This window comes from Azospirillum sp. HJ39, assembly GCF_041507355.1.
GTDB lineage: Bacteria > Pseudomonadota > Alphaproteobacteria > Azospirillales > Azospirillaceae > Azospirillum > Azospirillum thiophilum.
In genome coordinates, this window is the sequence record NZ_CP167911.1 from 1,583,114 (window position 1) to 1,604,164 (window position 21,051).

The following is a 21,051-nucleotide window of genomic DNA, read 5'->3' on the forward strand; positions in this document are numbered from 1 at the left end:
CGCCTGCCCCAACCCCGACCCTCCCCCGCGCGACTGCGGAGGAGGGGGAATGGGGAAGCGCCGGCCGGATGCTTACGCGGCCAGCTGCTCGGCGGCGAAGTCCCAGTTGGCGAGGTTGTCGATCACCGCCTTGACGAAATCGGCGCGGCGGTTCTGGAAATCGACGTAATAGGCATGCTCCCAGACGTCGATGGTGAACAGCGGCTTGTGGCCGTGCGCCAGCGGGGTGTCGGCGTTGCCGGTCTTGCCGATCTTCAGCTTGTCGCCGTCCAGGTACAGCCAGGCCCAGCCGGAACCGAACTGGGTCAGGGCGGCCTGGGTCAGCTCTTCCTTGAACTTCTCGACGCTGCCGAAATCGGCAACGATGCGCTGCTCCAGGGCCGCCGGCATCTTGCCGCCGTCCTTCTGCAGGCACTGCCAGAAGAAGGTGTGGTTCCACACCTGGGCGGCGTTGTTGAAGATGCCGACCTTGGAGGCATCGCCGACCGAAGCCTTGATGACCTCCTCCAGGCTGGCGTCGGCCAGCGGGGTGTCCTTGGTCAGGTTGTTCAGGTTGGTGACGTAGGTCTGATGATGCTTGTCGTGATGCAGGTGCAGCGTCTCCGACGAGATGTACGGAGCCAGCGCGTCATATGCATACGGAAGCGGCGGAAGTTCGAACGCCATTTGGATTTACCCTCTCTTCTTTGATTGTCCTTCCGGGCCGCGCCTTGCGGACACGGCACCTCCGTCCGTCCAAATAGGCCGAAGGCCGGAGCTTGTGAAGGCCGGAAAAGGGTTGAAGCGCCGTATAGGGTTATTTCCGTTGGACAAAGCCGCCTCGGCAGCTCGATTTCCCGACCGCACCGCCGCCTCCAAGGTGGCAGGAAGCCCCGTTTCCGCCCAGTCGCCGGCCAGCAGCAGGTTGCGCCAGCGGGTCCGCGTGCCCGGCCGCCGCGCGACCGAGTCGGGAGACTGGTCGGGGGTCGCCCGCCGCTCCTTCACCACCCGGAATGGCCGACTCGGCTTTCCGAGTCGGCCCGCTTCGGAATGCAGATGCGGAGCGATCTCCGCCCACAGCCTCGCGGCGATCTCCTCGGCCGGAAGACCGGCCAGCGCGTCGGCGTCGCTGACGGTGACCGACAGCAGATCGTCACGGGCGAACAGCCATTCCGCCGTTCCCCCGACCAGCCCCAGGAAGGGTAGGCCGCCCGGCAGCCGCACCGGCTCATCCATCCGGACATGGAGATTGACGATGGCCGGCCCCGGCGGCGGCACCGTCAGGCCGGGCACCAGCCGTTCCGCCACCCAGGCCGGCGTCGCCAGCAGCACGCCGTCGGCCGGCCCGAGCGTCAGCTCGGCACCGGCCGCAGACAGGCCGGCAACGCGGTCGCCGTCGAATCGCAGCCCGTCGATTCGCGACCCGAGATGCAGCGCCGCACCGGCAGCCTCCAGCCGTGCCAGCGCCGGATCGACGAAGGCGGCGGACAGGCCGCGCGGCGCCAGCACCGGCCGGCAGGCGGCCTCGCCCCGCAGCAGCGTCTCGCGCAGCACCGCGCCGAACAGCCGGGCGGAGACGCGGTCCATCGGCCCGTTGAGCGCCGATACCGCCAACGGCCGCCATAGCTGCTCGTAGAGCGCATTGCCGGGTGGCAGGCAGTCGGCGACGGTGGCGCCCCGGCCGGCGGTCAGCACGCGCAGGGCGGCGAGATAGTCGGCGGGACGACTGCCCGGCGCCCGCCGCGCCGGATCGAACAGCCACAAGCCGCCGGGCCGCAGGGTCCAGTTCCGGCCGTCGCGCAGGTCGAGGAAGGGAAAGGCGGCCGGCCGCAACTCCTCCAGCGCGTCACCGCCGCCAATGCGCCGGGCATAATCGAGCAGCGCCCGGTTGCCGCTGAGCACCATGTGGCTGCCGTTGTCGATGGAGCGGCCGAGCGTGGCGTCGTGGAAGCTGCGGCAGCGCCCGCCGGCCTGCGGTGCCTGCTCATGGACGACGACACGCCGACCGGCTTCCACCAGCCTGACGGCGGCGGCAAGGCCGGCGAGACCGGCGCCGACGATGTGGACGGTCGGTGTCCCGCTCATTCTCAAGCGGCCGGCGGCAGGCCGAACATGCAGCGCACCGCCACCCAGGCGCTTTCCCGCCGCCCAACCCGCGAGCGGAGGGTCAGGTCGCGCCAGCCGGCTGCACGCAGGCGTCGTAGCATCCGGTGGTACAGCACCATCATCGCCGTCGCTGCCCACAGCGAGCCGCGCGCTCGCCCGTCCAGCGCCGCCCTCGCCTCGGCGAAGCGGGCCTCCGCCAGTTCGGCCAGCGCCTCGCAGGCGCGGGGCAGGGCGGGATGGGCCAGAACCTCGTCCGGGCGGGCTGCAGCGAGGTCGGCGGTGATGCCGGCGGCCTGCAGCAGCTCGCGCGGCAGGTAGAGGCGCCCCATCTCGGCATCCTCGGCCAGATCGCGCAGGATGTTGGTCAGTTGCAGAGCCTCGCCGAGTGCCAGCGCGAACCGCTCGGTCGCGGGATCGGCACGGTCGAAGACGCGGATCGCCAGCATGCCGACCGCACCGGCGACGCGGCGGCAATAGAGGCGGAGCGTATCGAGGTCGGGAGCGCGCATCCCGCCGGGTCCGCCCCCGTCCCGGCAGCCTTCCGCCTCGGCGGCGACATCCATCGCCATGCCGTCGATCAGCGCCTCAAGCTCGGCACGCGGCAGGCCATAACGGTCGATGGCTCCCTTCAGCGCGGCGGTCAGCGGATCGGCCGGCGCACCGCCGGCATACAGGTCGCGAATGTCGCGCCGCCAGACGTCCAGCGCGGCACGCTTGGCGGCGGGATCGCCCGGCTCGTCGGCGATGTCGTCGATGCGGCGGCAGAAGGCGTAGATGGCGAACATCGCCGCGCGCTTGGACGCGGGCAGCAGGCGCATCGGCCAATAGAAGGTGCTGCCCGAACCGGCGGCCACGGCCGCGGCCGTGTCGGGCACCTTGTCCGGCACTGCGGTGGATACCGGTTGCAGCGGGGCCGTCTCCAGCGGGGCAGGGGGCATCTGTCGCTTCCTGGGCGGTGCACGTCGCGGCGTGCGGCCCGGGAGTTTATGCGGCGGAGAAGCTCCGCGCCAGCCCCCGCGCCACCGCCGCCAGCTTGTGGCCGGTTCCCAGCGTCACCCGCGCCTTCATCGGGTCGCGCGCCTTCAGTCGGCGCGACAGCGATTCGGCAAGGCTGAGGATGACCGCCGCCTCCATCCGCAGGCCGCGATGCCGGATCAGGCCGGGCAGGGCCGCGGCACGTTCCAGCAGCCGGTCGGTATGCTCGAGTGCCTGGTCGAAGATCGCGCGCAGGCGCGCATCGCTCTCGGCCTCCACCAGCCGTTCGGCACTGAGACCCGCCTCGTCGAACCAGACGAGCGGGATATAGCAGCGGCCGAGCTGGGTCCAGTCCTCCCGCGCATCCTGCAGATGATTCAGCACCTGCAGCGCAGAGCACAGCGCATCGGAGGCGGGACCGGCCGCGACCCCCTCGCCATGCAGGTCCAGCAGGTAGCGGCCGACCGGGTTGGCGGAGAAGCGGCAGTAAAGCAGCAGGTCGCTCCAGCTGTGGCAGCGGGCGCCGACCGCATCGCGGCGGAAGGCGCGCAGGACCTGCCGGGCATGGCGGTCGCTGACGCCGGTCGTCTGCAGGCTCTCGCGCAGGTCGACGGCCGGCTTCAGGTAGGCATGCTTGGCCTGTCCGGAGGTCAGCGCGCGTTCGAGCGCCTCCAGGTAGGCCAGCTTGGTCTCCGGTTCGAGATCGGGGTCGTCCGCGATGTCGTCAGCCAGGCGCACGAACCGGTAGAAGGCTATGACATGCGGGCGCAGGTGTTTGGGGATCAGGCGGGAGGCGACCGGAAAATTCTCTCCCGTCTCGTCCTTGCGGGCGACCGGGCCGGTCTTGCGGGGTTTGGTCGGAGCGATGTTGAAATCCGTCATGGGATCCCTGCCTGCTGCGCGTCGGGGCTGGCGGTGCGAGCGTGTGTGCTTCATATAGGCGTGTCAATCGGCTTTGGCCCGTCCTTCGATGGCTCCTCTCCTCTTTTTCCAATCGGGCATCCCATGGTGAAGGCTGCGACCGACCTGTCCTATTGCGGACGGGAGGTTCGGAAATATGACAACGACCACTTTCTGACAGGTCTGTTCTCTCCGGCAGAAAGACGGGAGGCGATATTCGCACTCCACGCCTTCAACCTTGAGATCGCAAAGACCCGGGAGGTCGTGAGCGAACCGATCCTGGGCCAGATGCGACTTCAATTCTGGCGCGACGGCATCGAGTCCGTCTATGGGGACGGACCCGTACCCCGTCATGGCGTGATGGATCCGCTGGCCGGGGCCGCCCGCGGGTTTGGGTTGAGCCGCTCCCTGTTCGACCGGCTGATCGACGCGCGCGAGGCCGACCTGGACGACACGCCGCCGGCCGATCTGGCCTGTCTGGTCAATTACGCCGAGGTGACCGGCGCGCCGCTGGTGCAGCTGGCGCTGGAGATCCTGGGCGTGCGCGACGGGGCGGCGATGGCTGCCGGGCGCCATGCCGGCATCGCCTATGCCCTGGCCGGCATCCTGCGCGCCGCTCCCTTCCTGGCCCGTCAGCGCCGCCAGCTCCTGCCCGACGACCTGATGCGGCGCCATGGCGCGAAAAGCGAGGATCTGTTCGCCGGCCGCTCCACGCCCGAACTGCGGCCGGTGGTGGGAGAGATCGCGGCGGTGGCCCGCAAGCATCTGGGCGAGGCGCGCGCCTTGCGCCGGCAGGTGCCGAAGGCGGCCATCCCGGCCCTGCTGCCGGCGACGCTGGCCGACCTGCATTTGGGCGTGATCGCCCGGGAGGGCAACGACGTCTTCGCGCCGCGCGTGTTGTTGCCGAACCCGTTCCGGCAGATCAGGCTGGGCTGGGCGGCGCTGCGCGGGCGCTACTGAGCATCCGCGCAGCCATGGCGGCCGATCACTCCTTCAGCCAGCCGTCCAGGTCGGCGAGCGCGCGGCGGGTGTAGGCCAGCTTGCGGTCGCGGCCGCGGATCTTGTCGTCCACCGGCGGGAACAGGCCGAAATTGACGTTCATCGGCTGGTAGGTCTCGGCCTCCGCCCCGCCGGTGATGTGGCCCAGAATGGCGCCGAGCGCGGTGGTGACCGGCGGCGCTGCGATCTCGCGGCCCTGGCGCTCCGCGGCGGCGAAGCGGCCGGCGAGCAGCCCGACGGCGGCGCTCTCCACATAGCCCTCGCAACCGGTGACCTGCCCGGCGAAACGCAGGCGGGGCAGCGATTTCAGCCTCAGCGCGCCGTCCAGCAGCCGCGGGCTGTTCAGGAAGGTGTTGCGGTGCATGCCGCCCAGCCGCGCGAACTCGGCATTCTCCAGGCCGGGGATCATGCGGAAGATGCGCGCCTGCTCAGCGTGGCGCAGCTTGGTCTGGAAGCCGACGAGGTTGTAGAGCGTGCCGAGCGCATTGTCCTGGCGCAGCTGGACCACCGCATAGGGGCGGCGTTCCGGCTTGTGCGGGTTGGTCAGTCCGACCGGCTTCATCGGGCCGTAGCGCAGCGTGTCGACCCCGCGCTCCGCCATCACCTCGATGGGAAGGCAGCCTTCGAAATAGGGGGTGTTCTTCTCCCACTCCTTGAAGTCCAGCTTCTCGCCGCCGATCAGCGCATCGATGAAGGCGCGATAATCGTCCTTCTCGAAAGCGCAGTTGATGTAGTCCTTGCCGGTGCCGCCGGGGCCGGGCTTGTCGTAGCGCGACTGGAACCACGCCTTCGACAGGTCGACGCTCTCCAAATAGACGATCGGGGCAATGGCGTCGAAGAAGGCCAGCGACTCCTCGCCGGTGTGGGTGCGCACCGCGTCCGCCAGGGCGGGGGAGGTCAGCGGGCCGGTGGCGACGATGACGCTGTCCCATTCGTCGGGGGGCAGGCCGGCGACCTCCCCGCGTTCGAGGGTGATGAGCGGGTGGCCCGCGATCGCCTCGGTCACCGCATCGGCGAAGCCGTCGCGGTCCATGGCGAGCGCGCCGCCGGCCGGCACCTTGTGCGCATCGGCGCAGCGCAGGATCAGCGAACCGCTGCGCCGCATCTCCTCGTGCAGCAGCCCGACCGCATTGTATTCGGCATCGTCCGAGCGGAAGGAGTTGGAGCAGACCAGTTCCGCCAGCTTGTCGGTGTCGTGCGCCTCGGTCTTACGGACCGGCCGCATCTCGTGCAGTACGACAGGCACGCCGCGGGTGGCGAGCTGCCAGGCGGCTTCGGTGCCGGCGAGACCGCCGCCGATCACATGGACGGGACGAATGGTGTCGGTCATGGAGGCAATTATCCAGGCGAGACTGCGGGTGATTTGCGCGCAATCTAGGCGGTCCGCTCCAAAAACGACAGTCCTCAAACGGCAACATCCATACACAAGTCAGCCGGCCCTCACGGAGAAGGCCGGCTGCATGTGGATCGGGGTCGGTCAGAACCGCGGAGGCGGCGGGACTCACTCGCTCTTGGTCGTCGTGCTGCGCTCGACGGTGGTGGAGCCGGTCGGCGCCGGGGCCACGCTGCTCGAACCGTAGCTGGGCGTCGTGGTGGTCGTCGTCGTCGTGCTGGTGGTGCTGCCGTCGGAGCCGCAGGCGGCCAGCAACAGGGCGCCGCCCAGCGCGACGCCCACACCGGTCAGAAAAGTCCTGGTCATGCCCGTATTCTCCCGTGCGTTGAGGATTCTGCCCGGGAGAACATGGCGAAGGCCGCGTTTGTTCACGCCCTCTTTCGGGTTGCCGATTTCCGCGCCGCCGGCTTCGCCTTCAGGTAGGGGGCGAGGTAGCGGCCGGTATAGCTGCGCTCCACCTTCGCGACATCTTCCGGGGTACCTTCCGCCACGATCTCGCCGCCGCCGGTGCCGCCCTCCGGCCCCAGGTCGATGATCCAGTCGGCGGTCTTGATGACCTCCAGGTTGTGTTCGATCACCAGCACCGTGTTGCCCTGGTCGACCAGCGCATGCAGCACCTCCATCAGCTTTTCGACATCGGCGAAATGAAGGCCGGTGGTCGGCTCATCCAGGATGTAGAGCGTCCGGCCGGTGGCGCGGCGGCTCAGTTCCTTGGACAGCTTGACGCGCTGCGCCTCGCCGCCCGACAGCGTCGTCGCCGCCTGCCCGATGTGGATGTAGCCGAGGCCGACCCGTTCCAGCGTGTCCATCTTGTCGCGGATGCCGGGCACGGCCTTGAAGAACTCCTTGCCCTCCTCGACCGTCATGTCGAGCACGTCGGCGATGGTCTTGTCGCGGTAGGTGACCTCCAGCGTCTCGCGGTTGTAGCGCTTGCCGTGGCAGACGTCGCAGGTGACGTAGACGTCGGGCAGGAAATGCATCTCGATCTTGATGACGCCGTCGCCCTGGCAGGCCTCGCAGCGGCCGCCCTTGACGTTGAAGGAGAAGCGGCCGGGGCCGTAGCCGCGCGCCTTCGATTCCGGCAGGCCGGCGAACCAGTCGCGGATCGGGGTGAAGGCACCGGTGTAGGTCGCCGGGTTGGAGCGCGGGGTGCGGCCGATCGGCGACTGGTCGATGTCGATGACCTTGTCCAGATGCTCCAGCCCGAGCACCGCGTCATGCTCCGCCGGATGCTCGCGCGCGCCCATCAGCTTGCGCGCCACCGCCTTGTAGAGCGTCTCGATGATCAGCGTCGACTTGCCGCCGCCCGACACGCCGGTCACGCAGGTGAAGGTGCCGAGCGGGATTTTGGTCGAGACATTCTGCAAATTGTTGGCGCGGGCGCCCTGCACCTCCAGGAACTGGCCGGGATGGCCGGGCCGGCGGGTGTCGGGCACCGGAACGAAGCGGGTTCCGTTGAGATACTGGGCGGTGATGCTGTCCGGGTTCTTCTGGACCTCCTCCGGCCGCCCCTGGGCGATCACGGTGCCGCCATGCTGGCCGGCGCCGGGGCCCATGTCGACCAGATAGTCGGCGCTGCGGATGGCGTCCTCGTCATGCTCGACCACGATGACGGTGTTGCCGATGTCGCGCAGGCGCTTCAGCGTCTCCAGCAGCCGGTCGTTGTCGCGCTGGTGCAGGCCGATCGACGGCTCGTCCAGCACATAGAGCACGCCGGTCAGGCCGGAGCCGATCTGCGAGGCCAGCCGGATCCGCTGGCTCTCGCCGCCCGACAGCGTGCCGGAACCGCGGCTCAGCGTGAGATATTCGAGGCCCACGGCATTGAGGAAGCCGAGCCGCTCGTTGATCTCCTTGAGGATGCGGTAGGCGATCTCCCGGTCCTTCGGGCGCAGATGCTCGTTCAGCTCGCTGAACCAGGCTCCGGCACCGGCGATGGACAGCTCGGCCGCTTCCGAGATGTTGCGCCCGCGGATCTTGACCGCCAGCGCCTCCGGCTTCAGCCGCGCGCCCTTGCAGACCTCGCAGGGCTGGGAGGACTGGTATTTCGACAGCTCGTCGCGCATCCAGGCGCTTTCCGTCTCGCGATAGCGCCGCTCCAGGTTGTTGACGATGCCCTCGAACGGCTTGTTGGTCTGGTAGCTGCGCAGGCCGTCGTCATAGGTCATGGTGATGGCCGACCCGCCCGAGCCGAACAGGATGGTCTGCCGCACTGTCTCCGGCAGATCCTGCCAGGGCGTCGTCATCTCCGCGCCGAAATGCTGGCAGATGCTCTCCAGCGTCTGGTCGTAATATTTGGAGGTCGACCCGGCCCACGGCGCCACCGCACCCTTGGCCAGGGTCAGCCGCTCGTCCGGGACCACCAGCATCGGGTCGAAATAGATCTTGCTGCCCAGCCCGTCGCAGGCCGGGCAGGCACCGAACGGGTTGTTGAAGGAGAACAGCCGCGGCTCGATCTCCGGGATGGTGAAGCCGCTGACCGGGCAGGCGAATTTCTGCGAGAAGACGGTCTGCTCGTTGGTTTCGGCATTCTCGACCCAGACGATGCCGTCGGCCAACCCCAGCGCTGTCTCCAGCGAATCGGCCAGACGGTTGCCCAGCCCCTCGCGCACCACGATGCGGTCGACCACCACCTCGATGTCGTGCTTCAGCTTCTTGTTGAGCGCCGGCACCTCGTCGATCTCGTACATGGTGCCGTCGACCCGCAGGCGCTGGAAACCGCGCTTGCGCAGATCCTGCATCTCCTTCCTGTACTCGCCCTTGCGGCCGCGCACGAAGGGAGCCAGCAGCAGCAGGCGGGTGCCTTCCGGCATGCCCACGATGCGGTCGACCATCTGGCTGATCGTCTGGCTTTCGATCGGCAGGCCGGTGGCCGGCGAATAGGGGATGCCGACTCGCGCCCACAGCAGGCGCATGTAGTCGTAGATCTCCGTCACCGTGCCGACGGTGGAGCGCGGATTCTTCGACGTCGTCTTCTGTTCGATCGAGATGGCCGGCGACAGCCCCTCGATCGAATCGACGTCGGGCTTCTGCATCAGTTCCAGGAACTGGCGCGCGTAGGCCGACAGGCTCTCCACGTAGCGCCGCTGTCCCTCGGCATAGATGGTGTCGAAGGCGAGCGAGGATTTGCCCGATCCCGACAGGCCGGTGATGACGATCAGCTCGTCGCGCGGCAGATCGACATCGACGTTCTTCAGGTTGTGTTCCCGCGCGCCGCGGACGCTGATGTATTTGTTCATGGTGTGTTCTTTTTACCCGAAGACCAGCCGGATGGAAAGCGGCAAGCTGCAGCGCCGCGAGACGAAAATCGGACCGCGGGACGCCGGCCCAGTGACGCCGGCCCGGGGAGCCGACCGGGTTGACGATATATGCGCGCGGGTCCGCATTGCCAGCGGCGCGCCGCGCGGGTCGGTCATGACCAGAAGGGCGGCACCGCGCGGAAGCGCTTCCACAGGTCGGGCAGAGCCTTGCGCCGCTTGTCGGACTGGCGGTCGATCCAGGCGGCGACGGCGGCGACCGTCTGCGGGTCGGCGCCCTTCAGCCCGCCCAGCATCCGGGCACCGGTGATCGCGTCCTGTTCGGCGTCCAGCGCCGCCTGCAACGGCTCCAGCGCCGCGAAGAAGGGCAGGGCGGCGGCTTCGGGATAGAGGCCGCGGAAGAAGTCGGCGGTATAGCGCAGCGTGCGCAGCCGCCGCCGCAGCTTGTCGCGCGCCTTGGCATCCTCCGGCAACCGGGCGGCCTTGCCGAGCTTGGCCAGCCGCGCCGACAGCCAGCCGCCGGCGAGCGACGAGACCGGGGCCGCCAGCGCCGCCCGCCGGTCACCCTCAGCCTCCGACACCCAGCGGCCATGCTCCAGCCAGGCGGCCAGCGCCAGCACCATGGTGGTGCAGCCGGGCGCCAGGATCGCCGCCATCGCCTCCCGCGCCGGCCCGGCACCTGCCGAACGGGCCAGGGCGGCCAGACGCTCCAGCGCGGCACGGTCGATGCCGGGCAATCCCCGCGGATCGGCCGGCAACGGATTGGCCAGCAACGGCTCCAGGGCGCCGGACATCAGCACGTCCCAGCCGCGCGCCGGGCCCAGCCGCTTGGCCAGCGCCCGGCTCTCCTCCACCAGCCGGTCGGCGTCCGGCGAGGCGACCAGCGGGGCGAAGAACCGGTGGGCGATGCGCAGCCGGCGCAGCGCGATGCGCATGCGGTGCAACCCCTCGACGTGGGCACCGCCGAGCGCGCAGGCCTCGTTGGCGAGGAATTGGCGGAGCGCCTGGCGCAGGATGTGGCGGTAGGCCTCCGCCACCGTGGTCAGCGGCGACAGGCCGAGCGCCTCGGCCTCAACCGGTCCCGGCGCCCTGCCGGTCACCAGCCGCAACCCGGCCTCCGCCTTGCTTTCGGTGCCGATGCGCATGGGCACCGCGTTCTGCAGGGTGAGGGCGAGATCGAACAGGCTGGCCACCTTGCCGGCCTTCAACTCCAGCTCCACCTCGCTCAGGGGCAGCGATTGGCCGCCGGCATAGACGCCGCCGTCGTCGACCGCCAGTTCGACTGCGGTCAGCGGATCGGGGCGGACCAGCAGGGTGGTGCGGCGGAAATCGGTGACGAACAGGCAGTCGAGCGCGTCGAGGGCCGCTGCCGGCACCAGCCCGGCCACGGCGGGATCGGCCAGCAGGCTGCGTTCCACAGCCTCGCCCGCCACCGGCCAATCCCACTCCCGCCGCACCGCGACCGCCGCCGAATCGCCGGGGCTGGCGCTGTTGACGGTCTTCAGCGTCTGGACGAAGCGGTCGCCCTCCTGCCGCACCCGCAACGCCACGCCGTTGGCGGCCAGCCGCAGGTCGGGCGTGTCGAAATAGGCGGTGCGCAGCCGCTGCGTCACCGGCGGGCCGTCGGCCAGCGCCAGCACCGCCGGCAGCGCCGTCACCCGCGCCAGATCGGCCGGGGCGGCGTGGAGCTTCAGTTCCACTTCGCGAAAACCCGCGCTCGATGGCTGGGTGTCGGCACCGGCGGACGGGCCAGCGGGCGGGGCGACGGGCGGAATGGCGGGTGACAAGGCTGTGCGTCCTCCCGAATCCGGCCGGAGCGGCCTGGAATGAACCGGTCTGGAACGAACCGGTGGACCCGTGGATACTCCAACCTCCGCCGCAGGTTAAGAGAGTTTACGCGGTTGCACAAAATCCGCCAGCCGGCCGGCCCCCAGTTCCAGGTCGGCCCAGTGCAGCGTCTCGAACACCAGAACGGCGCAGGCGGCAGTCGGGAACTTGTCGGTCAGTGCATGGCGCAACCCATGGTCGCCGCTGCCGGTCAGCGCGTTGGCCAGCTCGTGCAGGTCCGGGTTGTGGGCCACCAGCATCAGCCCGGTCGCCGTGTCCGGCGTGTCGCGCAGCCGCTCCAGCAGGGTGCGTGCGCCGCAGAGATACAGGCCGCGCTCATGCTCGACCGGCGGGTAGGGCGCGCCCATCGCCGCCATCGTCCGCTTGCGCGTCTCCACCGCCCGGGCGGCGGTCGAACACAGGACGAGGTCGATGCGGGCATGGTGCCGCGCCAGATAGGCGCCGACCTGCGCCGCCGCCCGCTCGCCGCGGGCGTTGAGGGGGCGGTCGTGGTCGGCCAGCGACGGATCGTCCCAGGCGGATTTGGCATGACGCAACAGAAACAACGTCTTCATGGCGGCAGGATCGGTCCGGAAGGGGCGGGGGACGGAAAACGGCTCGGCAGATCGCCGATTGGGAGTCCTGAAACCGTAACGCATATGGGATACTCTGTCTGCCCACCATATAAGGGCAGCCGGCGGCACGAAGCCGCCGGCTCTAGACCTTCGGGGCCCCAAGATTTCAGAGGTTGACGTGACCCATCTCCAGGAACTCGAGTCGGTCGGCATCGAGCCGAACGCCCCGGAACGCTTCATCAATCGGGAGCTGTCGTGGCTGGCCTTCAACCAGCGCGTCCTGGACGAGGCCGCCAACCCGAACCATCCGTTGCTGGAGCGGCTGCGGTTCCTGTCGATCTCCGCCAGCAACCTGGACGAATTCTACATGGTCCGCGTCGCCGGCCTGAAAGGGCAGGTGGCCGCGGGCGTGAAGGCGCCCAGCCCGGAGAACCTGACGCCCGCCCAGCAGCTGGCCGCGGTCAAGCAGCGGATCGCCACGCTGATGGACAGCCAGCAGACCATGTGGCGCTCGCTGAGGGGCGAGTTGCGCGAGGCCGGCATCACTGTGGCCGATCCCGCCGACCTCAGCGACGGGGAAAAGGACTGGCTGGAAGCCCGGTTCCTCGACGACATCTTCCCGATCCTGACCCCCATCGCGGTCGACCCGGCCCACCCCTTCCCGTTCCTGCCCAATCTCGGATTCTCGCTGGCGCTGCAACTGCATGACCCGGTCAAGGGCCGGCACATCGACGCGCTGGTGCCGCTGCCCTCGCAGCTGGATCGATTCCTGCGCCTGCCGGGCTCGGACATCCGCTTCATCCAGCTGGAAAAGGTGGTGATGCTGTTCATCGACCGCCTGTTCCCGCCCTTCCAGGTCAAGGCCCACGGCGTCTTCCGCGTCCTGCGCGACAGCGAGATGGAGATCGAGGAGGAGGCGGAGGATCTGGTCCGCACCTTCGAAAGCGCGCTGAAGCGTCGCCGCCGCGGCAGCGTCATCCGGCTCGCCACCGACAGCGGCATGGCCCCCGACCTGCGCGAATTCCTGCGCCACGAGTTGAACGTCGCATCAGACGACGTCTTCATCCTGGACGGGCTGATCGGCCTGACCGACACCAAGCAGCTGATCGTCGACGAGCGGCCGGATCTGGTCTTCCGCCCCTTCAACGCCCGTTTCCCCGAGCGGATCCGCGATTTCGGCGGCGACTGCTTCGCGGCCATCCGCCACAAGGACATCGTCGTCCACCACCCCTACGAGTCCTTCGACGTGGTGGTGCAGTTCATCCGGCAGGCGGCGCGTGACCCGCAGGTCGTCGCCATCAAGCAGACGCTCTACCGCACCAGCAAGGACAGCCCGATCGTCGCCGCGTTGATCGAGGCGGCCGAGGCCGGCAAGTCGGTGACGGCGCTGGTCGAGCTGAAGGCCCGCTTCGACGAGGAGGCCAACATCCGCTGGGCGCGCGACCTGGAGCGCGCCGGTGCCCAGGTGGTCTACGGCTTCGTCGACCTGAAGACCCACGCCAAGGTGTCGCTGGTGGTGCGGCGCGAGAAGAAGGCCCTGCGCAGCTACGTCCATTTCGGGACCGGCAACTACCACCCGATCACCGCCAAGATCTATACCGACCTGTCCTTCTTCACCTGCGACCCGGCGCTGTGCCACGACGCCGCCGTCATGTTCAACTTCATGACCGGCTACGCCACGCCCAAGGTGCTGGAGAAGATCGCCATCGCGCCGATCACCCTGCGCCAGCGCCTGTCCGACCTGATCGAGGCGGAGATCGCCCACGCCGCCGCCGGCCGCCCTGCCGCGATCTGGGTGAAGCTGAACTCGCTGGTCGATCCGGTCATCATCGACAAGCTGTACAAGGCGTCGCAGGCCGGCGTACAGATCGACATGGTCATTCGCGGCATCTGCTGCCTGCGGCCGGGGGTGAAGGGACTGTCGGAGAATATCCGGGTGCGCAGCATCGTCGGCCGCTTCCTGGAGCATGGCCGCGTCATCTGCTTCGGCAACGGCCATGGCCTGCCCGGCAACCAGGCGAAGATCTTCATCTCCTCGGCCGACTGGATGACCCGCAACCTTGACCGCCGCATCGAGACGCTGGTGCCCATCGAGAACCCGACCGTGCATGAACAGGTGCTGGACCAGATCATGGTCGCCAACATGAAGGACGACGCGAGCACCTGGAAGCTTGGCCCGGATGGCGTGTACCATCGGATCAAGGCTGGCCCGGACGCGTTCAGCGCCCATAATTACTTCATGACCAACCCCAGCCTGTCGGGCCGGGGCAGTGCGGTCGCCAGCAAGCGCACGCCGCCGCGGCTGATGCTGCACGCGGTGCCTTGAAGGACGGGACGGGAGTCGGAGAGCATGAGATGAGCATGGACAATCGCGCGACCGCCGGGCTCGGCGAAGGCGGGCAGGCGGGCGGCGATCCTTCCGCCCTCGGGATTCTTTCCACCCCGGGGACGGGCGAGCGTGTCGGCGTCATCGACATCGGATCCAACTCGATCCGTCTGGTCGTCTATGACGGGCTGACCCGCTCGCCGTTGGCGTTGTTCAACGAAAAGGTGCTGTGTGGGCTGGGCCGCGGCGTGGAGAAGGCCGGCCTGCTGAACCCCGACGGCGTCGCCCAGGGGTTGGCGGCGCTGGAACGCTTCGCGACGCTGGCCCAGGGGATGCGGGTCGGCCGGCTGGACGTGATCGCCACCGCGGCGGTCCGCGACGCCCGGGACGGCGCGGCCTTCGTCGACGCGATCCGCCGGCGCGCCGGCCTGACCGTCCGCGTCATCAGCGGCGAGGAGGAGGCGCGGCTGTCAGCCATGGGCGTGCTGTCGGGCACGCCCGGTGCCGACGGGCTGGTTGGCGACCTTGGCGGCGGCAGCCTGGAACTGGTGACGCTGGACCGCGGCATCATCGGCAAGCAACTCACCCTGCCGCTGGGCCCGCTGCGGCTGATGGAGGTCGGTTCGGCCAAGGGCGGACCGGCCAAGCTGATCGACCAGCATCTGGAATCGCTGCCCTGGCTGCCGGCAATGAAGGGACGGCCCTTCTACCCGGTCGGCGGCAGCTGGCGGGCCATCGCCAAGCTGCATATGGAGCAGTCCGGCCATCCGCTGCACATCATCCACCATTACACCATTCCGTCGGGCGAGGCGCGCGAGTTCACCGGGCTGATCGGCCGGCAAAGCCGCTCGTCCCTGGAAAAGATGGCGGGTTCGCGCCGCCGCCTCGACACGCTGCCGCTCGCCGGGCTGGTCCTGGAGCGGCTGCTGCGCATGGCCCAGCCGTCGAAACTGGTCTTCTCAGCCTATGGCCTGCGCGAAGGACATCTCTATTCGCTGCTGTCGCCGGAAGGCCGCCGCGAGGATCCGCTGATGGCGTCGGCCTCCGACTGGGCCCGCCGTTTCGTGCGGATGGGCGATCCGGCACTGCTGATGTCCTGGACCGCCGGCCTGTTCGCCGGGGAGGACGACAACGCCATCCGCCTGCGGCATGCCGCCTGTCTGCTGAGCGATGTCGGCTGGGCCGACCATCCAGACTACCGGGCCGAGCATGCCTTCCTGCGGGTGCTGCGCTATCCGTTCCCGGCGCTTGACCATGACGAGCGCGCCTTCCTGGCGCTCGCCGCCCATGCCCGCTATGCCGGCACCATCGACGTGCCGCTGACCGCTCCGGTCCGGACGCTGGTGACGGAAGGGCAGGGCATGAAGGCGCTGGTGCTGGGCCTGGCTCTCCGCCTCGCCCACACCTTGTCGGGCGGCGCCACAGCGCTGCTGGAGCGCACCAGCCTGAAGGTCGGCGATGGCCGCGTCGTTCTGACCCTGCCCGACGACGGCAGCGTCCCGTCGGGCGAAGCGGTCCAGCGCCGGATCGACGCGCTCGCCAAGGCGATGAATCTCAGGGGCGACGTGGCGCAACCGTTGCGGCCGCAGGCGGCGGAATAAGGCAACCGGCCACCCGAGACGCCCGGCCGGGTGGCCGACAGCTAACCATAGTCAGATCGGATGACGGAGATGCCGTCATAGACCAGCAAGGGTCGATCAACAGGACCGTTCCGGTCCGATGGAGTGCGCATTTAATTTTCCATAATCTTCCTTATGCGCTTTTAATTCGGCGCACAAAGATTGAGTGTTTTTGCCTTATTCCCGTTTGGCGCTCTGGGGCACCCTTCCAGAATCGCTGCCCAACATTCCGCGCGCCATCTCCAGGCAGGAGGTGTGATCGGGCTGGAAATCCTCGGCGATCCACCAGCCCTCGATGCGCTTCAGCATCATGCCGACGGCCGGGCCGCGCGGCACGCCGAGCGCCAGCAGGTCGCGCCCGGCGATGGGCAGGTGCAAGCACGGCAAATCTTCAGCCACGGCCAGCGCCGCGCGCAGCATCGTCAGGTCGAGCGGACCGTCATGGATGGCGGCGGCAATCAGCAGCATGTCGGCGAACAGCCCGGCATCGCCGACGCGGTAAAGTCCGTGGCGCAGCGCCCTGCGGTCGTCGGCCGGCACCAGGACGACCGGCGGTTCGACCAGCGCCAGCAGGCGGTCGCGCTCGTGGTTGGACAGGCGCAGGGCATCGGCAGCCCGGAGCGCTCCCGGTCGGTCGCTGTCCAGCACGGCGGCGAGCCGCCGCGTGGGATCGGGAACCAGCCCCAGGTCGCGTTCGACGGCGATCAGCCGCTCCAGGCGGGCGGTGTCCATCGCTTCCGGCAGCAGATGGGGCATGATCCCCTGCCCCATCATCAGCCGCCAGACCGCGGCGGCACAGGGTGCGGTCAGCAGGCGGAACAGTTCGCCGCGCACCCGCTCGCCTGACAGGGTCGGCAGGCGCGGCGCCAGGTCGCGGCAGGCCTCCAGCGCTTCCCTGTCGGGCTCGCCGCGGCCGTAATGGGCATGGAAGCGGAAGAAACGCAGCAGGCGCAGCACATCCTCGTCGATCCGCCGCCACGCTTCGCCGACGAATCGCACGCGGCCGGCGGCAAGGTCGGCAAGGCCGCCGAACGGGTCGAACATCTCGCCGTCGGGCGTGCAGCTCAGCGCGTTCATGGTCAGGTCGCGGCGGGCGGCGTCCTCGACCCAATCGTCGGTGAACTCGACGCGGGCATGCCGCCCGAAGGTTTCGACGTCGCGGCGCAGCGTGGTGATCTCGTAGGGTTTGGCGCCGCACAGCGCGGTGACGGTGCCATGGGCGATGCCGGTCGGGATGACGCGGATGCCGGCAGCGGTCAGCAGTTCCATCACCCGCTCCGGCGGGGCGTGGGTGGCGATGTCGATGTCCTTCACCGGCCGGCCGAGCCACGCATCGCGCACGCAGCCGCCGACGAACCGCGCGTCGGCGCCGCCGGCTGCAAGGGCGGCGAACACCGCCCGGCTTTCGGGCGCGGTCATCCAGGGCTGAGGGGACAGGCGGGCGGCGACGGTCATGGTCGCCGCGACGCTAGCGGATTCCAAAGGCGCGATCCATCCTCGTCAGGCCGATTCCTGCGACTGCCCGCCCTCCCCGGCCGCGCCCAGGACGTCGCGCAGGTTCACCAGCATGCCGGCGGTCGCCCCCCAGATGTAGCGCTGGGGATAGGGGAAGGCGTAGAACCAGCGCGGCTTGCCCAGGAATTCGCGGCTGTGGCGTTCCGGGTTGGCCGGATCGAGGATGAAGGACAGCGGCACCTCGAACACCTCGGCCACCTCGATCGGGTCGGGGGTCAGGATGAAGGGCGGCGTCACCACCCCGACCACCGGCGTCACCCGGAATCCGGTGCGCGTGACATAGGTGTCCAGCCGGCCGACGATTTCGATCCGGGCGCGTTCCAGCCCGATCTCCTCGGCGGTTTCGCGCAGGGCGGTTTCCTCCGGGCTGCCGTCCTCCGGCTCCATCCGGCCGCCGGGAAAGCTGATCTGGCCGGCATGGGCGCTCAGCGTCGCGGTGCGCTGGGTGAAGATGACGGTCAGTTCCTCCGCCCGGTCGACCAGCGGCACCAGCACCGCGGCCTCGCGCAACGCGCCGGGCGGCCCGAACCCCGGGTTCAGGTCGTGGTCGCCACGGATCTTGAGCGGGGCACGGTTCGATTGCACCGCGTTTTCCACCGCCCGGTCATTGCCGGCACGTCCCTCGCCGAGCGCCGGAAAGCGACGGCGGACATCCTCCAGGCTCAATCGCCAGGCAGCCTGCCCAGCGCGAAGAAGACCTTCTTGCTCCATAGACCCACCTCGGACTTGCCGGTTTCGGTGGGGCGCGTCTCGCTGCGCTCGACCATGTCGTAGAACACGGACCGCAGGATCAGCGCCTCCAGCCGGCTTCTGATTTCGATGTAGGGTGCCGGCTCCCCGGTTTCAGGGTCGACGGCGACGCGGATCGGATGGTCGGGCCCAGCCTCCACCCAATGGTCCAGGTTGGTGCGGAAGGACAGAACCTGATCGGCTCCGCTGCCAGCCACGCTCATCTCGACCGCGACGAACGGCGCATCCTCCACCTGGATCCGGCCGCGTTCGGCGGGCGTCACCAGCCAGTAGTCGCCGTCGTCGTCGCGTCTCAGCACGGTGGAAAACAGCTTGGCCAGTTCGATGCGCCGGATGGGATCGCCATTGTGGAACCAGGTGCCGTCGCGCGCAATGCGGATGTCGTAGCTTTCCTCCGTCGGCATCCGGCCCAAAGCCGCGGGAATGCCGGCCGCGGGAATGCCTGAGGTGGTTTCCGATGCGGTTTGCCCATCTGCGCGCTTGTCATTCGCCATCGCGTTACCGACCTTCATGGGATTGGGAACCGTTTTGTCCCTGGACATGCGTATTTTCGCCACACTCGACCGTTAGGTCCACTCCTATGGCTCCCCGACCTTACCCGCTCCGGTGGGCCGGTCCGGTGACACCATCTGGAAAATGGGTGTCGACAACGTACGGGAACAGGGCCGACCATGCGGATCCCGTGTTTCGCGTTGCGGGCGACCGCAACCGCCACACCGAACCGGCCCGCCATCGGGCATGCCCACCATCCGGGGAGCAGCACACCTTGAGCGCACAGGACATCCTGAGGGGACAGCCTCCCGTGCCGGAGGATCCGCAACGGCTGATGGAGGAGATCGAGGCGCTGGGCGACCGGCTGGCCTCGGTCCGCGACCGCATCGGCCGGGTGATCTTCGGCCAGCAGGAGGTCGTCGACCGCACGCTGGTCACGTTGCTGGCGGGCGGGCATGTCCTGCTGATCGGCGTCCCCGGCCTCGCCAAGACGCGGCTGGTGGAGACGCTGGGCATCGTGCTCGGCCTCGCCGAGAAGCGCATCCAGTGCACCCCCGACCTGATGCCCGCCGACATCCTGGGCTCCGAGGTGCTGGAGGAGGGGGAGAGCGGCCGCCGCTCCTTCCGCTTCATCCCCGGCCCGGTGTTCAGCCAGCTGCTGATGGCCGACGAGATCAACCGCGCCAGCCCGCGCACCCAGTCCGCCCTCTTGCAGGCGATGCAGGAGCACCGCGTCTCGGTCGCCGGCCAGTACCACCCCCTGCCCCAGCCCTTCCACGTCCTGGCCACCCAGAATCCGCTGGAGCAGGAAGGCACCTACCCGCTGCCGGAAGCCCAGCTCGACCGGTTCCTGATGCAGATCGACGTCGAGTATCCCGACCGCGAGGCGGAACGGCGGATGATGATCGCCACCACCGGCTCCTCCGACGAACGCGCGGTGACGGTGCTGTCCGCTGCCGACCTGCAGACGGCGCAGCGGCTGGTCCGCCGGGTGCCGGTCGGCGAAGGGGTCGTTGACGGCATCCTCGACCTCGTGCGCCGCGGCCGGCCGGAAAGCTCAGACCTGCTGGAGGTGCGCCGGCATGTCGCCTGGGGTCCCGGCCCGCGCGCCAGCCAGGCGCTGATGCTGGCCGCCCGCGCCCGCGCCGTGCTCGACGGCCGGCTGTCGCCGTCGCTGGACGACGTGGTGGCGCTGGCCCGGCCGATCCTGAAGCACCGCATGGCGCTGAATTTCGCCGCGCGGGCCGACGGGGTGACGCTGGACGACGTCATCGGCCGCCTCTGCGCGCCCCTGATGTGAGCCGCCCGGTTCACCACCATCCCAGCGGAGCCGCGATGCCGCGAAGCCCAGGCCCAACCTCCACGTCCCAGCCGGCCACGTCCCAGCCGGCCACGTCCCAGCCGGCCACGTCCCAGCCAGCCGGCACCCTGCTGGCCCGGCATCGCGCGGAAGAGTTGGCGTCGGCTCTGCCGCCGCTGCTGGTCGCGGCGGAACGGGTCGCCGCCACCGTCGCTCAGGGTGTCCACGGCCGCCGCCGCGTCGGTCTGGGCGAGACCTTCTGGCAGTTCCGCCGCTACCAGCCCGGCGACGCGCCGTCGATGATCGACTGGCGCCAGTCGGCCAAGACCCAGCCGGTCTATGTCCGCGAGAACGAGTGGGAGGCGGCGCAAAGCGTCTGGCTGTGGCGCGACCGCTCGGCCTCGATGGATTTCCGCTCCGCCGCCGCCCTGCCGACCAAGCGCGAACGCGCCGACCTGCTGACCCTGGCCACCGCCGTGCTGCTGGCCCGCGGCGGCGAGCGGGTGGCGCTGCTGAACAGCGGGGTCCGTCCCGACCATGGCAAGACCGCGATCGACCGGCTCGCCCGGCTGATGACCGACCCGCGCAGCGCGGCGGCGTCCGATCCACTGCCGGCAGTGGAGCCGTTGCCCCGCCATGCCCAGGTCGTCCTGTTCGGCGACCTGCTGTCGCCGCTGCCGGACATCCACGCCACCGTCTCCGGCTTGTCAGGCCGCGGCCTGCGCGGTCATCTGGTCCAGATTCTCGATCCCGCGGAGGAGACGCTGCCCTATGACGGCCGTGTCGACTTCCAGGGGCTGGAGGGTGAGCAGCCCCTGCTGGTCCCCCGGGTCGAAGCCGTGCGCGATGCCTACCGCGAGCGTCTGAAGGCGCAGCAGGACGGCCTCGCCGCTCTGGCCCGAACCGCCGGCTGGAGCTTCGCCGTCCACCGCACCGACCGCTCGCCGCAATCGGCCCTGCTCACCCTGTGGGGTGCGATGGCGATGGAGGCGGTGTGAGCACGCCGGCCGCATTTCTCCTCCCCCTCGTGAAGACGCGCCA

General features: G+C 69.3%; 17 protein-coding genes. 5 read left to right on the top strand and 12 right to left on the bottom strand.

From position 1 onward, the window contains the following. Window positions 1-72 precede the first annotated feature (72 nt). The 4 genes from ABMY26_RS20735 to ABMY26_RS20750 are packed head-to-tail and all read right to left on the bottom strand — an operon-like array spanning window position 73 to window position 3,942. Window positions 73-666, bottom strand: a complete 594-nt coding sequence (locus ABMY26_RS20735; RefSeq protein ID WP_045580134.1) for a superoxide dismutase — start codon at window positions 664-666, stop codon at window positions 73-75. Window positions 667-672: 6 nt separating this feature from the next. Beyond that, the gene (gene hpnE / locus ABMY26_RS20740; protein WP_372396557.1) at window positions 673-2,064 is read right to left on the bottom strand and encodes a hydroxysqualene dehydroxylase HpnE; all 1,392 of its coding nucleotides are present in this window, start codon (window positions 2,062-2,064) and stop codon (window positions 673-675) included. 2 nt (window positions 2,065-2,066) lie between these two features. Continuing rightward, complete coding sequence (hpnD, locus tag ABMY26_RS20745) at window positions 2,067-3,023, bottom strand: presqualene diphosphate synthase HpnD (RefSeq protein ID WP_372396558.1); 957 nt, start codon at window positions 3,021-3,023, stop codon at window positions 2,067-2,069. Between the two features lie 46 nt (window positions 3,024-3,069). Continuing rightward, the gene (locus tag ABMY26_RS20750) at window positions 3,070-3,942 is read right to left on the bottom strand and encodes a squalene/phytoene synthase family protein (protein ID WP_372396559.1); all 873 of its coding nucleotides are present in this window, start codon (window positions 3,940-3,942) and stop codon (window positions 3,070-3,072) included. Window positions 3,943-4,065: 123 nt separating this feature from the next. Here ABMY26_RS20750 and ABMY26_RS20755 point away from each other — a divergent pair, with 123 nt between their 5' ends. Continuing rightward, window positions 4,066-4,920, top strand: a complete 855-nt coding sequence (locus tag ABMY26_RS20755; RefSeq protein ID WP_372396560.1) for a phytoene/squalene synthase family protein — start codon at window positions 4,066-4,068, stop codon at window positions 4,918-4,920. Window positions 4,921-4,945: 25 nt separating this feature from the next. On the opposite strand, the gene trmFO is transcribed toward ABMY26_RS20755, so the two are convergent. The 5 genes from trmFO to ABMY26_RS20780 all read right to left on the bottom strand — a co-directional run bounded on the left by trmFO (window position 4,946) and on the right by ABMY26_RS20780 (window position 12,008). Continuing rightward, a complete protein-coding gene (gene trmFO, locus ABMY26_RS20760; RefSeq protein ID WP_372396561.1) occupies window positions 4,946-6,289 on the bottom strand; it encodes a methylenetetrahydrofolate--tRNA-(uracil(54)-C(5))-methyltransferase (FADH(2)-oxidizing) TrmFO in 1,344 nt (447 codons plus the stop codon). A gap of 171 nt (window positions 6,290-6,460) precedes the next feature. Further along, window positions 6,461-6,658 (bottom strand): hypothetical protein, encoded by a 198-nt coding sequence (locus ABMY26_RS20765; protein WP_372396562.1) that lies wholly within the window; start codon window positions 6,656-6,658, stop codon window positions 6,461-6,463. A gap of 62 nt (window positions 6,659-6,720) precedes the next feature. Next, complete coding sequence (gene uvrA, locus ABMY26_RS20770; protein WP_372396563.1) at window positions 6,721-9,588, bottom strand: excinuclease ABC subunit UvrA; 2,868 nt, start codon at window positions 9,586-9,588, stop codon at window positions 6,721-6,723. A 173-nt stretch (window positions 9,589-9,761) separates the two neighbouring features. Continuing rightward, entirely contained in the window at window positions 9,762-11,306 is a 1,545-nt protein-coding gene (locus ABMY26_RS20775) for a CHAD domain-containing protein (RefSeq protein WP_372396564.1), read from the bottom strand. A gap of 183 nt (window positions 11,307-11,489) precedes the next feature. Further along, on the bottom strand, window positions 11,490-12,008 hold the full coding sequence (locus tag ABMY26_RS20780) for a histidine phosphatase family protein (RefSeq protein WP_372396565.1): 519 nt from the start codon (window positions 12,006-12,008) through the stop codon (window positions 11,490-11,492). A gap of 178 nt (window positions 12,009-12,186) precedes the next feature. Here ABMY26_RS20780 and ABMY26_RS20785 point away from each other — a divergent pair, with 178 nt between their 5' ends. Together ABMY26_RS20785 and ABMY26_RS20790 are read left to right on the top strand one after the other, a co-directional pair. Further along, window positions 12,187-14,334 carry an RNA degradosome polyphosphate kinase gene (locus ABMY26_RS20785; protein ID WP_372396566.1) on the top strand — a complete coding sequence of 716 codons (2,148 nt, stop codon included), beginning with the start codon at window positions 12,187-12,189 and terminating at the stop codon, window positions 14,332-14,334. 29 nt (window positions 14,335-14,363) lie between these two features. Next, complete coding sequence (locus ABMY26_RS20790; RefSeq protein WP_372396567.1) at window positions 14,364-15,935, top strand: Ppx/GppA family phosphatase; 1,572 nt, start codon at window positions 14,364-14,366, stop codon at window positions 15,933-15,935. 195 nt (window positions 15,936-16,130) lie between these two features. On the opposite strand, the gene ABMY26_RS20795 is transcribed toward ABMY26_RS20790, so the two are convergent. From ABMY26_RS20795 to ABMY26_RS20805, 3 genes are read right to left on the bottom strand one after another with little or no spacing between them, the layout of a single operon-like run. After that, window positions 16,131-17,435 (bottom strand): CCA tRNA nucleotidyltransferase, encoded by a 1,305-nt coding sequence (locus ABMY26_RS20795; RefSeq protein ID WP_372396568.1) that lies wholly within the window; start codon window positions 17,433-17,435, stop codon window positions 16,131-16,133. Between the two features lie 18 nt (window positions 17,436-17,453). Next, window positions 17,454-18,179, bottom strand: a complete 726-nt coding sequence (locus ABMY26_RS20800; protein ID WP_372396569.1) for a CoA pyrophosphatase — start codon at window positions 18,177-18,179, stop codon at window positions 17,454-17,456. Continuing rightward, a complete protein-coding gene (locus ABMY26_RS20805) occupies window positions 18,131-18,622 on the bottom strand; it encodes a DUF1285 domain-containing protein (RefSeq protein WP_372396570.1) in 492 nt (163 codons plus the stop codon). The genes ABMY26_RS20800 and ABMY26_RS20805 overlap by 49 nt, the downstream gene beginning before the upstream one ends. A gap of 422 nt (window positions 18,623-19,044) precedes the next feature. Between ABMY26_RS20805 and ABMY26_RS20810 the strand changes: the two genes are divergently transcribed. Next, window positions 19,045-20,010: an AAA family ATPase gene (locus ABMY26_RS20810; RefSeq protein WP_372399045.1), complete on the top strand. Its 966-nt coding sequence runs from the start codon at window positions 19,045-19,047 to the stop codon at window positions 20,008-20,010. A gap of 35 nt (window positions 20,011-20,045) precedes the next feature. Then, entirely contained in the window at window positions 20,046-21,008 is a 963-nt protein-coding gene (locus tag ABMY26_RS20815; RefSeq protein WP_372396571.1) for a DUF58 domain-containing protein, read from the top strand. The last annotated feature ends 43 nt before the right edge of the window (window positions 21,009-21,051 follow it).